Below are 13,498 nucleotides of genomic sequence, written 5' to 3' on the forward strand. Positions count from 1 at the left end.
CTCCTGGTGGGTGTCCGGTGGGTACCGGCGGGTGCTTCGTGAACGGTTCCCACTGTGCTCGCCCCAGGCCGGTCGAACCATGCAAGGATCGGCACGGGGTCATTGCCCCCGACGCAAAACTGCAGCTCAGGAGCCCACTGATGGACCTCAACCTGCTGCGGGCGCTGGACGCCCTGCTCCAGGAGAACAGCGTGACCCGGGCCGCCGAGCGGCTCGGCACCTCGCCGGCGGCGGCGAGCCGGATGCTGGCCCGGCTGCGCCGCGCGGTCGGCGACCCGCTGCTGGTGCGGGCCGGGCAGGGGCTGGTGCCGACCCCGCGGGCGCTGGAACTGCGGGAGGAGGTGGCGGAGTTGCTGCGGGGCTGCGACAACGTGCTGCGGCCCGGGGCGGGTTTCGACCCGGTCCACCTGGAGCGGACCTTCACGGTGCAGAGCACGGACGCGGTGCTGGTCCGGGCGGCCGGCCGGCTGGCCGGGCGGATCCGGGCCGAGGCCCCGGGCGTGGACGTGCTGTTCCTGCCGGAGTCGCTGGAGGGCGGACCGGGCCTGCGTCAGGGGCGGGTGGACGTCGAGGTCGGCGTGCTGGGGCAGTTGGACCCGGAGATCCGCACCCGGCCGCTGGTGACGGCGCCGGTGGCCGGCGTGGCGCGGGCCGGGCACCCGCTGTTCGACGGGCGGATCACCGCCCGGCGGTTCGCCGCCGCCGACCACATCGGCGTCTCGCGGCGCGGCAAGCGGCTCGGGCCGATCGACGCGGCGCTGGCCGAGCGCGGCCTGCGCCGCCGGGTCGCGGTGGTGGTGCCCAGCCACACCGCCGCGATGCTGCTGGCCCGGGACTCCGACCTGGTGACGCTCGGGGCCGCGGACTGGCTGCCGGAGGCCTTCGAGGCGCTGGGCCTGCGCACCTTCCCGATCCCGCTCGAACTCCCGCCGCTGGAACTGGGGATGGCCTGGCACCCGCGCAACTCGGCCGATCCTGACCACCGTTGGTTCCGTGCGCACCTGGCGGCGGCCGTGCGGCAGGAGTAGCGGGGCAGGAGTAGGGGCCGCAGCCGGCGAGCGGCTGCGGCCCCGGACCGCCGAGGAGGCGGCCGCTACTTGCCCGCGATGACCCGCCCCATCGCGGCCAGCGTCGGCGAGCCGTTGTTCCAGTAGTCGGAGTGCCCGGCCTTGGGGTCGACCGGCATGACGTTCGCGCCGAAGTCGGACACGGTGGTCTGGCGGCCGTGGATCAGGTGGTGGTCGTCGTCGTCGACGAAGGGCAGGTTGCTCACCGTGTTGTCCCAGAGGTTCTGCGCCATTCCGCCGGGGTCGATGGCGGTGGCCATGCCGATCATGTCGGACGGGCTCTGTGCCGCGTACACGTGGGACGGGTCGATGCGGAGGTCCTTGGCGGAGTCGACGCCGGCGCCGGGGCTGGCGATCAGGACGACGTTGTCGACCGGGAGCCCGTGGTCCTTCATGGTGTAGCCGATGGTCGTGGTGCCGTAGCTGTGCCCGAGGATCGTGTTGTTGCCGATGGTCCCGTTGTGGGTGGCGTGCAGTCCGTTCTCGAAGCCGACCAGCTTGTTCTCCGCGTCCTTCGCGTACTGGTCGTCCGTGGCATCGGCGAGGGACTGCGGGGCGTCGTAGCCGATCCAGGTGATCGAGGAGGTGGTCTTCCCGGTGCCGGCCGCGTTGGCCGCAGCGACCATGGCGTCCGAGCGCTCGATGTCGCTGCCGATGTGGCCGAGCCGCGCTCCGGTGCCGGGGACGTACGTCGAGACGTTGTCGGCGGTGTCCGGGTTGCCGCTCGCGACGATGGCGTGGCCGCGACCGGCGTTGTCGTAGCCGAGCAGGTAGGTCTGCGGATGGTTGGCGTCGACGGGGACCTTCATCCGGTCCTCGATCGCCTTGATGCCGTTCAGCTGGTCGACGAGCCCGTCGTGCTCCTGCTTCCAGAGCTTGTGGTCCGGGGGCTCGACGGCGCCGTACGGCGTGCCCACCACCGAGTCGGGCTCCGGGCCGAGGGCGTCGAGCCGCTGCTGGAGGTCGGCGTGCGTCTTGGCGAGGGTGATCCGGTTGGCCTGGTCGCGGCCGGTGGCGGGGATGCCGTCGAGGTTGCCGATCTGCTCCGGGTGGGTGAGGGCCATCATCCGCTGCTGCTCGTCGGTCAGGCTGTCCCACCAGGCCTTGACGCTGTTGGGGTCGGTGCCCGCGGAGGGGACCTGTTGGAGCGCGTTCGCGGCGGCCGTGTCGTTCTTCGCGACGGCGGAGTCGAGTCCGGTGGCGTTGGTCGCGTTGGTGGTGAGGTGGGCGAGTCGGCTGCTGATCGTCCGGTCCGCGTGGTCGGCCTCGGTGAGGGCGGCGGTGATCCGGCTCTGGATGTCCTTGGCCAGGGTGTCGGCGTCCGTGCCCGCGAAGTTGGGGGAGTTGGGGTCCTTGTCCCAGGTGATCCCGCCGTCGGGGGCGACGGTCAGCTTGTGGGCCTTGGCGTCGTTGAGGGCGTTGGACAGGTGGGTCTGGGCGGCGACGAAGGCCTCGGAGGCGTCCTGGAGGGCCCGGCTGATGAGCCCGATCTCCTGTTGGGCGGCCTGGAGTTCGTCGTGCAGCGTCTGCATCCGGGTCTGGGCGTGGCCGCCGGCCGTCCCGGTCCACTCGGAGCGGGTCAGCCGGTCGACGACCTCGTGCTGCCAGTTCTCCACGTGCTGTCCGAAGGCGGTGGAGAGGGTGTCGAAGGCGCCCTTGGCGGTGGCGAGGTTGCCGAAGTCGGCGCCGTTCAGCGTCTTGATGTCCATCGGCTACTCCACCGCCTTCGCACTGCGCGGTCCCACCGGGCCGGGGACGACGACGGTGCCGAACGGGTCGGGCTCCTTGGTGGTCGGGACCGGGGTGTCCGGGTGGATCATGTTGGTGTGGATGTCCTGCTCGACCTGCCGGTAGTAGGTCGCCGAGGTGCCGAGCTTGGTGCCGAAGTCGCCCATGTCGCCGCCGAGCCTGTCCAGCAGGGTCTTCCAGCTGCTGCCGCAGGTGGTCAACGCGGCGGCGGTGAGCCAGCCTTGCAGGGTGCCGGCGGCCTGGCTGCACGGATCGGTGATCTTCGCGGTCTCGCCGGGTATGAGACCGCCGATGTGTTGCGCGCTCTGTCCGCAGCCGTCCAGCTCGGACGGTTTGACCTTGAACGCCAAACCCGCATCGGGTTCTGCCATGTCTTCGTTCCCCCGTCAGTTCCGGACCGGTGGCCGGACGGGTCGCCGGGCCGGTCCGAGCGACAACTGACGACGCATGCTAGCGGATCGTCGAGAACGGGAAAGGGGTTCGACCGGGGCGTGTGCGAAGGGGCCGCACCTCGGTAAAGGTGCGGCCCCGAAGGGGAGTTGGGCTACTTGGCCGGCGTGCCGTCGGGCCAGACGCAGGGCGAGCCGACCTGGAGGGTGAGGTCGTGGCCGGAGTCGGAGGTTCCGTTCAGGATCGCGAGGAACTGGTTCTGCGGGTTCCTCAGTCGGATCCGGTCGATGTGGGAGCCCGTCGGCTCCGGCACGGCCTGGAAGCCCTGTCCGGTCAGGTAGTCGCGGAAGGCGGTCACCGTCCTGGCCTTGGCGTCCGACGGCACGTCACCGAGGTCGCGGACCCGGCTGGTCTGCTTCCGGCCGTGCGGGCCGATGTCGTTGGCGTCGCACTCCAGGTCGCTGAACGCGGGCGGCGAGGACACCGGCTGGACCGGCAGTCGGGCCTGGACGGCGGCGAGGTAGCCGTCGATCTGCGTCTTCGCCTGGTCCAGGGTGATGGTGGGCTGCGCGCGCTCCTGGAGGGTGTCGGCCCCGCAGGCGCTCAGAGCCGTGGCGGTGACCGCCAGGAGGGCTGCGGCGGTGACCCGCCCGATCAGCGGGACGGGTGTGGTGGCGGTCATGAGTTGGGCTTTCCGGCGATGACCTGGCCCATGGCGGCCAGGGTGGGTGAACCGTTGTTCCAGTAGTCGGAGTGACCGGCGTCGGGGTCGACGGGCATGACGTTCGCACCGAACTGCGGGGCGGTGGTCTGCCGGCCGTACATCAGGTGGTGGTCGCCGTCGCCGAAGCCGAAGTCGGTCTTGATGTTGTCCCAGAGGTTGTCGCCCATCCCGCCGGGGTCGGTGGCGGCGGCCCAGCCGATCGCGTCGGCCGGGCTCTGCGCGGCGTACACGTGGGAGGGGTCGATCCGCAGGTCCTTGGCGTTCTCGACGCCGGCGCCGGGGCTGGCGATCAGGACGGCGTTGTCGACCGGGAGGCCGTGGTCGCGCATGGTGTAGCCGACGACCGTGGTGCCGTAGCTGTGGGCCAGGATGGTGTTGTTCCCGATGGCCCCGTTGTGGGTGGCGTGCAGTCCGTTCTCGAAGCCGACCAGCTTGTCCTCCGCGTTCTTCGCGTAGGTGTCGTCCGCGGCCTCGGGGATGATGTTCTGGGGTGCGTCGTAGCCGACCCAGGTGATCGACGAGGTGGTCTTGCCGGTGCCCGCGGCGTTGGCGGAGGCGACCATCGCGTCCGAGCGGTTGATGTCGCTGTTGATGCTGCCGAGCCGGGCGCCGGTGCCGGGGACGTACGTCGACACGTTGTCGGCCGTGTCGGGGTTGTTGACCGCGACGATGGCGTGGCCCTTGCCGTTGGTGTCGAAGCCCATCAGGAAGGTCGGCGGGTGCTGGGCGTCGACGGGCGTGTTCAGCCGGCTCTCGATGGCGTTGATGCCGTTCATCTTGTCGGCCAGCTCGTCGTGCTTGTGCTGCCAGTCCGTGTAGGCGGGGTTCGGGCGGATGAACCTGCCGTTGCCCACGGTCGCCGGCGGCGCGGCGCCGAGCGCGTCGAGCTGGTGCTGGACGTCCTGCTTGCCGCGCGCCAGGTTGATCCGGTTGGCCTCGTCCCGGCCGGTGGCGGGGATGCCGTCGAGGTTGCCGATCTGGTCGGGGTGGTTGAGGACCATCCGGTGCTGCTGCTCGTCGGTCAGCCCGTTCCACCAGGCCTTGACGCTGTTCGGGTCGGTGCCGGCGGGAGGGATCTGGCCGAGGGCGTCCGCGGCGGCCTGGTCGGCCTTCGCGGTGGCGGAGTCCAGGCCGGTGCCGTTGCTCGCGTTGGTGGCGAGGTGGCCGAGCCGGGTGTTGATGGTCTGGTCGGCGTGGTCGGCCTCGTTGAGGGCGGCGGTGATCCGGGCCTGGATCTGCTTGGCCTGCGCCTCGGCGTCCGTGCCCGCGAAGTTGGGGGAGTTGGGGTCCTTCTCCCAGGTGATCGCACCGTCCGCGGCGACGGTCAGCTTGTGGGTCTTGGCGTCGTCCAGGGCGTTGATCAGGTGGGCCTGGGCGGCCGCGAAGCCGTCGTAGGCGTCCTGCAGGGCCCGGCTGACCAGGCCGAGTTCCTGCTTGGCGGCCTGGAGTTCGTTTCCCAGGTCCTGGATCCGGGTGTTGGCGTGCCCGGCGGCCGTCCCGGTCCACTCGGAGTGGTTCAGCCGGTCGACGACCTCGTGCTGCCAGTTCTCGATGTGCTGGCCGAAGGCGGTGGCCAGGGTGTCGAAGGCGTTCTTCGCGCTGGTGATGCCGATGACGTCGGCGTCGTGCAGGGTCTTGATGTCCATGGCTACTCGGCCGCCTTCGCGCTGCGCGGCTTGACCGGGCCGGGGACGACGGCGGTGTCGAAGGGGTCCGGCTCGGTGCCGTTCGAGGCGGGCGCGTTCGGGTTGCGCATGCTGTTGTGGGCGTTCTGCTCGGCCTGGCGGTAGTAGGTCGCCGAGGTGCCGAGCTTGGTGCCGACGTCGCCCATGTCGCCGCCGAGCTTGTCGAGCAGGGTCTTCCAGCTGGTGCTGCAACTGGTGATCGCGCCGGCGGTGAGGAAGCCCTTGAGGCCTCCCGCGGCCGTGTTGCACGGATCGGTGATCTTGGCGGTCTCGCCCGGTATCAGGCCGCCGATGTGCTGCGCGCTCTGCCCGCAGCCGTCCAGCTCGCCCGGCTTGACCTTGAACTCCAGTCCCGCGTCAGGTACTGCCATCTCTTCGTTCCCCCGTCAGTTCCGGACCGCGGCGTCCTCCCGGCCCGGGATCGTGCGTAACTGCCGGGCATGTTAACGGATCTTGTACACGGAAAGGCCGCCGGAACCCGGGTGGATGTGGTATGGGCTCGAACGATCCGGTGGCGGCCCCCGGCGCACGGCCCGGTCGTAGCCCGGTCCTGGCTCGGTCGCAGCTCGGTCGTAGCCCGGCCGCAGCTCGGGATACCCTGCGGGGGTAAGCGGACACGGTGGGGCGGACGGGAGGCGGGGCATGGCGCAGCAGCGGCCGTACGGCGCCCCGGTGCCCGGGGTGCTGCGCCTGCTGCTGCTCGCCGCGCTGCTGCTCGGCATCGTGACGATGCACACGCTCGGGCACCCGAGTGGTGGACACGGTGGGCACGGCGGGCACGGCGGGTCGGAGGGGCACGAGCCCCGGGTGACGACGGTCCAGCAGCTGCCGGACCACCACGGGCCGGCCGCCGATTCCGCGGCCGCCGATTCCGCGACTGCCGATCCCGTGACCGCCGATCCCGTGACCGCCGACGGCATGGACCCGATGACGGTCTGTCTCGCCGTGCTGGCCGGCTGGGGCGTGGTGCTGCTGGTCGTCGGCCCGCTGCTGCGCCGCAGTGGTGACGCCGCCGCCGAGGTGCGGGCCCGGCTGCTGCGGGCCGTCCGCGCACTGCCGCCGCCCGGGGGTGGGCGGCTCCTCCTCAGCAGACTGTCGGTGCTGCGTCAGTAGGCGTGCGCCCGCCGTCCCGTGCCCGCGCACGCGCCATCGCGCCTGCGCGCCCGCGCACGGAACGGCCGACGCGCCGTCCTGTACGTCCACACCACCCCTGTACGAGGTGCACTCCGCCATGCGCACACCCACCCGTCGTACCGTCCTCGGCGCCGCGCTCGCCGCCGCCGGGACCGGCCTGCTCACCGCCTGCTCCGCCGGTTCGGACCCGATGAGCGGCATGGACCACGCGTCCATGGGCCGTTCCCCGATGACCGGCAGCGCCGCCCCCGCCGGCTTCGTCGCCCCGAACGGCCCCGAGGTCGCCGCCGCCGAGGCGCGGCGCAAGCCCGGACCCGAGCGCAAGGTCGCGCTCACCGCCACCGAGACCACCCTCGACCTGGGCGGACGCACCGTCCGCAGCTGGGCCTACGGCGACCGCCTGCCCGGCCGGGAGGTGCGCGCCACCGTCGGCGACACCCTCGCCCTCACCCTCGCCAACCACCTGCCGCAGCCCACCTCGCTGCACTGGCACGGCCTCGCGCTGCGCAACGACATGGACGGCGTGCCGGGCCTGACCCAGGACCCCGTCCGGGCGGGGGCCTCCTTCGACTACCGCTTCGCCCTCTCCCACCCCGGCACCTACTGGTTCCACCCGCACTCCGGCGTCCAGCAGGATCGCGGCCTGTACGCCCCGCTGATCGTCGAGGACCCGAAGGAGCCGCTGCGCTACGACAAGGAGTGGGTGGTCGTCCTGGACGACTGGGTGGACGGGGTCGACGGCAGCACCCCGGACGCCGTCCTCGCCGAACTCGCCAAGGGCATGGGCGACATGGGGGGTACGGGTGGCATGGACCACTCGGGGCACGGCATGCCGGGTATGTCGGGCACCCCCGCCGCAGCCGACGGCCCGTCCCGGATGCTGATGGGCGCCACCAGTCCGCTGCTCGGCGGCGACGCGGGCGACGTCGCCTACCCCTTCCACCTGGTCAACGGCCGCCTGGCGACCGCCCCCGAGACCTTCACCGCCAAGCCCGGCGACCGGATCCGGCTCCGGCTGATCAACGCGGGCGGCGACACCGCCTACCGGGTCGCCCTCGGCGGCCACGAGCTGACCGTCACCCACACCGACGGCTTCCCGGTCGAACCGGCCACCACCCAGGCCCTGTTGCTCGGCATGGGCGAGCGCTACGACGTGCTGGTCACCGCCAAGGACGGCGCCTTCCCGCTGACCGCCCTGGCCGAGGGCAAGAACGCCGCCGCGCTGGCGGTGCTGCGCACCGGCGGCGGCGCCGCGCCGGACGCCTCGACCCGCCCCGCCGAACTGGACGGCCGGCTGCTGACCGCCGGGCAGTTGAGGGCCGATCCGGCCGTCCGGCTGCCGGACCGGGCGCCGGACCGCACGGTGGCGCTGGAGCTCACCGGCGGCATGGCCAGGGCCGACTGGGCGTTCAACGGCCGCAGGTACGACCCGGCGCAGCGCCACCCGGTCGCGGCCGGGGAGCGGGTGCGGCTGGAGTTCCGCAACAGCACCGCCATGTGGCACCCCGTCCACCTGCACGGACACAGCTTCGCGCTGGGCGCCGGCGGCCCCCGCAAGGACACCGCGATCGTGCTGCCGGGCACGACCCTGGCGGTGGACTTCGACGCCGACAACCCGGGTCTGTGGATGGTGCACTGCCACAACGTGTACCACGCGGAGACCGGCATGATGACGGTCCTCGGTTACCGGGCGTAACCCCGTCCGGTCCGTGAGACGCCGGGGCGGGGTGCTCCACCGCCCCGCCCCGGCGCCGGCCCCGACCCGCCGCGCCACCCGTTCCGACCTGCGCAGCCATGACGTTTTCTTAACGCGGGCCGATGACGTCTCCTTAACGGCTGTCGCATAGCCTGGCGCACTGCCGTCGCCCGACGGCGCTTTACGGGGTCTTTAAACAAGAGGTGCAAGGTGGTTTCGTCGGGTTCGACGGAGGCGACGACGGAGGCTCCGTCGTCGGCGCGAATACGGCTGCGCAGCTGGCTCCTGGAGGACATGTCCCCGGAGAAGGCCGCCAGGGACGCCGCCGCGAAGGCGCAGCAGGACGGCGCGGAGTTGGGGGACTCCGCCGCCGAGGCCGGTCACGCTGCGCACACGGGCCAGCCGTGGTGGCGCGTGATGTGCCTGACCGGTCTGGACTACTTCTCGACGCTCGGCTACCAGCCGGGCATCGCCGCGCTCGCGGCCGGACTGCTGTCGCCGATCGCCACGATCGTGCTGGTGCTGGTCACCCTGCTGGGCGCGCTGCCGGTCTACCGGCGGGTCGCCCAGGAGAGCCCGCGCGGTGAGGGCTCGATCGCGATGCTGGAGCGGCTGCTGTCGTTCTGGAAGGGCAAGCTGTTCGTCCTCGCGCTGCTCGGCTTCGCGGCGACGGACTTCATCATCACGATCACCCTCTCCGCCGCCGACGCCAGCGCGCACCTGGTCGAGAACCCGCACCTGACCGGCGCCCTCGGCGGCAAGCAGATGGTCATCACGCTGATCCTGGTCGCCCTGCTCGGTGCCGTCTTCCTCAAGGGCTTCGGCGAGGCGATCGGCCTGGCCGTGGGGCTGGTCGGGGTCTACCTGGCGCTCAACGTGGTGGTCGTGGCGGTCGGCCTCTGGAAGATCGTCCAGGCGCCGCACGTCGTCACCGACTGGTCCAACGCGCTCACCACCCAGCACGGCAACGTGTTCGTGATGATCGGTGTCGCGCTGGTCGTCTTCCCGAAGCTCGCGCTCGGCATGTCCGGCTTCGAGACCGGCGTCGCCGTGATGCCGCACATCAAGGGCGACGCGGGCGACACCGAGGCGAACCCGGTCGGCCGGATCCGCGGCACCCGCAAGCTGCTCACCACCGCCGCCGTGATCATGAGCACCTTCCTGATCGCGACCAGCTTCATCTGCACCCTGCTCATCCCCGCCAAGGAGTTCGAGAGCGGCGGCCAGGCCAACGGCCGCGCCCTGGCCTTCCTGGCGCACGAGTACCTGGGCGGCGCCTTCGGCAGCGTCTACGACCTGTCGACCATCGCGATCCTGTGGTTCGCCGGTGCCTCCGCCATGGCGGGCATGCTCAACCTGCTGCCCCGCTACCTCCCGCGCTACGGCATGGCCCCGCACTGGGCCCGCGCCGTGCGCCCGATGGTGATCGTGCTGACCGTCGTCGGCTTCCTGATCACCTGGCTGTTCGACGCCAGCGTCGACGCCCAGGGCGGCGCCTACGCCACCGGTGTGCTGGTCCTGATCAGCTCGGCGGCCATCGCCGTCACCATCGCCGCGTACAAGAAGCGCCAGCGCGGCTGGACCGCCGCCTTCGGGGTCATCGCCGCGGTCTTCCTGTACACCACCGTGGTGAACACCATGGAGCGCCCGGACGGCGTCAAGATCGGCGCCTGCTTCATCGCCGGCATCATCCTGGTGTCGCTGCTCTCCCGCCTCAAGCGCGCCTTCGAGCTGCGCGTCACCGACGTGCTGCTGGACGAGACGGCCGAGCGGTTCATCCGCGACTACGCCCACCGCCCGCTGCGCCTGATCGCCAACGAGCCGACCAACCGGGACGTCGCCGAGTACCGCGACAAGATCCGGCAGATCCGCGCCGACAACGACATCCCCGGCGAGGACGACCTGGTCTTCGTCGAGGTGACCGTCCGGGACGCCTCGGACTTCGAGTCCGAGCTGACCGTCCGCGGCGAGGTGCTGCACAACCGGTACCGGGTGCTCACTCTGGAGAGCTCCAGCATCCCGAACGCGATCGCCGCCCTGGCGCTCACCGTCCGGGACCGCACCGGGCAGCGGCCGCACCTGTACTTCGAGTGGACCGAGGGGCACCCCTTCGCCCAGTTCCTGCGCTTCATCCTGTTCGGTCAGGGCGAGGTCGCGCCGGTCACCCGCGAGGTGCTGCGCGAGGCGGAGCCGGACCGGACGAAGCGTCCGCGGGTCCACGTCGGCTGACGCCGCCGCCTGCCCGCGCCACGGCTTGCCCGCAGCGCAACGGCCCGCCCGGTCCTCCAGGACCGGGCGGGCCGTTGCGTTCGGGAGGGGGTCAGGAGGGGAGCCGCAGGACCAGGCCGGGCTGGATGAGGTCCGGGTCCTCGCCGACGGTGGCGCGGTTGAGCTCGTACAGCGCCGGCCAGCCGCCGGGGACGCGCAGGGTGGCGGCGAGCTGGTCCAGGGTGTCGTCCTCGCGGACGGTCCACCGGCCGTCCACGGCCGAGCCGGGGGCGGGCGGCGGCAGGACGGCGTCGCGCCCGTGGTCGCGGGTGGCCTCGGCGGCCTCCTCGTCGTGGGTCCGGTCGCCGGTCCGGTCCTGGGTCCGGCCACGGGCGTCGTCGCGGGCCTCGTCCCGGTCCGGGGCGGCGGTCCCGTGGGCGTGGCCGCCCAGGGCGCGGGAGCCGCAGACCGGCCAGGGGGAGAGGCCGCGCCGCTCGGCCAGGTGCTGGGCGACGGCCATCTGGTCCTCGCGGCTGGCGAGGTCGGGGCGCGGGGCGTAGGCCAGGCCGCCGTTCTCCCGCCAGGTGGACCGGTCGAACTGGAGGCCGCCGAAGTAGCCGTTGCCGGTGTTGATGTGCCAGTTGCCGCTGCTCTCGCAGTCCGCCACCCGCTCCCAGTCGTACCGGCCGCCGTCCGTCCTCCCGCCCGGGTCGGCCCCGCTGTCGCCGCCCGGGGGCGCGGCGTGGGCCGCGGGGGCGGCGAGGGCCACGGCGAGGGCGCAGAGCGCGGTGGGAACGAGGCGGCGGAGGCGCGCGGTGGGAGGCATGGGCGGCTCTCAGGTCCGGGGACAGGGCGTGCACCGCCCGGAGACGGCGCGTTCCAACCGACGCACGCCGAGCCGGGCGCGCCGCCGCCGACACGACCGGGAGGTCACCCGCTCGGCCGTGCCGCACCACCCCGGCGGCCCGCGGCCATCCGGCCGTACCCCCTGCCCGGGACCTCCGCCCGTACCCGGCTCCCGGAGGCCGGTCCGCCGGGCAGCTGGTTCGGACCAGCGTTCAACTGCCGTTCGCCGTCCGCACGGTTGATGGTGGTGCGGCCGTACCGTCCGACTGCGAGCCTCCTGGGCGTTTCTCGTAGCCCAGGAGGCGGCAGTGGCACATTCCCCGGCACAACCCTCGCGCAGAACGGTCCTCCGGACGGGGACGGTGGCCGGCGCGCTCGCCGCGCTGCCCGCGTCCACCCTGCTGTGGACCCAGCCGGCCGTCGCCGGCACCCCCGGACCGGAGCAGGTCCACCTCCAGTGGGGCAACGAGCCCTCCCGCGAGATGACTGTCTCCTGGGCGACCGGCGCCTCCGTGAAGCGCCCCCGGGTGCGGATCGGCACCCCGCGCGGCGGCGCCGGCCGCAGCGTCGACGCGAGCAGCCGCAGCTACGTCGACGGCCTCAACAAGGTGGAGACCTTCACCCACCACGCCCGCCTGGACGGGCTGCGCCCCGACACCACCTACGTGTACGAGGTGCTGCACGACGGCGCCCAGCCCGTCCGCGGCACCTTCCGCACCGCCCCCGCCCGCGGGCGCGCCGCCTTCCGGTTCACCAGCTTCGGCGACCTCGGCACCGGCGACAACGTGTTCGCGAAGTCCTCCATCCATGGCGCCGCCGCCGTCCGGCAGGTCGAACAGTTCAACCCGCTGTTCCACCTGCTCAACGGCGACCTCGCCTACGCCAACAACAACCCGCAGCTCCAGCCGCAGGCCTGGAACGCGTTCATGAACAACCTGTCCAAGTCCGCCGCCAACCGCCCCTGGATGCCCGCCCCCGGCAACCACGAGGTCGAGGCGGGCGGCGGCGACCTCGGGTACGCCTCGTACCTCACCCGCTTCGAACTGCCCGACAACGGCACTCGCGACCACTGCGGCAACTGGTACAGCTTCCAGGTCGGTTCGGTGCTGTTCGTCAGCCTGGACGGCAACGAGATCGCCGTCGAGGACGACGCCAGCCTCGACCCCGCCACCGGGCAGTCCATCTACATCAGCGGCTACAGCGAGGGCGCCCAACTCCGCTGGCTGGAGCGGGTCCTGTCGCGCGCCCGGCACGGCAGCGCGGTCGACTGGATCGTCGTCAACCTGCACCAGTTCGCGATGTCCTCCTCCGCCGCCAGCCACGGCGGCGACATGGGCATCCGGGAGCAGCTGCTGCCGCTGCTCGACCGCTACTCCGTCGACCTCGTCCTGGCCGGCCACGACCACGACTACGAGCGCACCCACCCCGTGCGCGGCACGGAGCCGGGCGGGCTGCTCACCCCCGCCGTCGTCGACGACGACCTGCGGCAGATCGACACCTCCGAGGGCACCGTCCACCTCATCCTCGGCGGCGGCGGCACCGCCGGCCACGACGACGTCTACCTCCCGCCCGACGCGGACGGCGTCCGCCAGGCCAGCGTCCGCACCCAGCGGCTCACCTTCAAGGCCGACCCGGACGCCAAGGAGAAGGCCCACTGGTCCGCCGTCACCGACCCGGACACCAAGTACCCGTACGGCGTCGCCGTCTTCGACGTCGACCCGGGCCGGTACCCCGGCGACCGCACCACCATCACCGTCTCCTACTACCACTCGGTGCCCGCCACCGCCGCCAACCCGCTGCCGACACCGGTGCTGTACGACCGGTTCACGCTCTACCGCGACCGCAGCGACGGCTGGTCCGACGACGACGAGTAGGCGGTAGTCGCTCGGCGAGTCCCTTTCGTGCCGGGGGGCCCGGGGGGACCCGGGGCCCCCCCCCGGGGGCCCCCCGGGGGGGCCCAAGACCCCGCACATACCGCGGGGGGGCCGGGAGAAAAGTG

11 protein-coding genes are annotated in these 13,498 nt (G+C 72.4%); 5 read left to right on the forward strand and 6 right to left on the reverse strand.

Annotated features, from left to right (window positions below):
- Nucleotides 1–140: 140 nt before the first annotated feature.
- Nucleotides 141–1,028: a LysR family transcriptional regulator gene (locus ACFC1T_RS04820; RefSeq protein ID WP_375883587.1), complete on the forward strand. Its 888-nt coding sequence runs from the start codon at nt 141–143 to the stop codon at nt 1,026–1,028.
- 65 nt (nt 1,029–1,093) lie between these two features.
- Here ACFC1T_RS04820 and ACFC1T_RS04825 read toward each other — a convergent pair whose 3' ends face one another.
- The 5 genes from ACFC1T_RS04825 to ACFC1T_RS04845 form a co-directional block, all read right to left on the reverse strand.
- Nucleotides 1,094–2,776 (reverse strand): alpha/beta hydrolase, encoded by a 1,683-nt coding sequence (locus ACFC1T_RS04825; protein WP_375883588.1) that lies wholly within the window; start codon nt 2,774–2,776, stop codon nt 1,094–1,096.
- A gap of 3 nt (nt 2,777–2,779) precedes the next feature.
- Complete coding sequence (locus ACFC1T_RS04830; RefSeq protein WP_375883590.1) at nt 2,780–3,187, reverse strand: hypothetical protein; 408 nt, start codon at nt 3,185–3,187, stop codon at nt 2,780–2,782.
- Between the two features lie 173 nt (nt 3,188–3,360).
- Entirely contained in the window at nt 3,361–3,888 is a 528-nt protein-coding gene (locus tag ACFC1T_RS04835; RefSeq protein WP_375883593.1) for a hypothetical protein, read from the reverse strand.
- Complete coding sequence (locus ACFC1T_RS04840) at nt 3,885–5,576, reverse strand: alpha/beta hydrolase (RefSeq protein ID WP_375883595.1); 1,692 nt, start codon at nt 5,574–5,576, stop codon at nt 3,885–3,887. Before ACFC1T_RS04840 ends, ACFC1T_RS04835 begins: the two co-directional genes overlap by 4 nt.
- A gap of 2 nt (nt 5,577–5,578) precedes the next feature.
- Nucleotides 5,579–5,986, reverse strand: coding sequence for a hypothetical protein (locus tag ACFC1T_RS04845; protein WP_375883598.1), 408 nt, complete (start codon nt 5,984–5,986; stop codon nt 5,579–5,581).
- Between the two features lie 271 nt (nt 5,987–6,257).
- On the opposite strand from ACFC1T_RS04845, the gene ACFC1T_RS04850 reads away from it, so the two are divergent.
- The 3 genes from ACFC1T_RS04850 (at nt 6,258) to ACFC1T_RS04860 (ending at nt 10,674) form a co-directional block, all read left to right on the forward strand.
- A complete protein-coding gene (locus ACFC1T_RS04850) occupies nt 6,258–6,728 on the forward strand; it encodes a DUF6153 family protein (RefSeq protein ID WP_375883600.1) in 471 nt (156 codons plus the stop codon).
- A 118-nt stretch (nt 6,729–6,846) separates the two neighbouring features.
- Nucleotides 6,847–8,445 (forward strand): multicopper oxidase family protein, encoded by a 1,599-nt coding sequence (locus ACFC1T_RS04855; RefSeq protein ID WP_375883603.1) that lies wholly within the window; start codon nt 6,847–6,849, stop codon nt 8,443–8,445.
- A 294-nt stretch (nt 8,446–8,739) separates the two neighbouring features.
- Nucleotides 8,740–10,674, forward strand: coding sequence for an amino acid transporter (locus tag ACFC1T_RS04860; RefSeq protein ID WP_375883605.1), 1,935 nt, complete (start codon nt 8,740–8,742; stop codon nt 10,672–10,674).
- A 91-nt stretch (nt 10,675–10,765) separates the two neighbouring features.
- Here the strand turns inward: ACFC1T_RS04860 and ACFC1T_RS04865 are convergent, their stop codons facing one another.
- Nucleotides 10,766–11,479, reverse strand: a complete 714-nt coding sequence (locus ACFC1T_RS04865) for a transglycosylase family protein (RefSeq protein ID WP_375883607.1) — start codon at nt 11,477–11,479, stop codon at nt 10,766–10,768.
- A 328-nt stretch (nt 11,480–11,807) separates the two neighbouring features.
- Here ACFC1T_RS04865 and ACFC1T_RS04870 point away from each other — a divergent pair, with 328 nt between their 5' ends.
- Nucleotides 11,808–13,373 carry a purple acid phosphatase family protein gene (locus ACFC1T_RS04870; protein WP_375883610.1) on the forward strand — a complete coding sequence of 522 codons (1,566 nt, stop codon included), beginning with the start codon at nt 11,808–11,810 and terminating at the stop codon, nt 13,371–13,373.
- Nucleotides 13,374–13,498 lie beyond the last annotated feature (125 nt).

Source organism: Kitasatospora sp. NPDC056076 (genome assembly GCF_042266305.1).
Taxonomy (GTDB): Bacteria; Actinomycetota; Actinomycetes; order Streptomycetales; family Streptomycetaceae; genus Kitasatospora.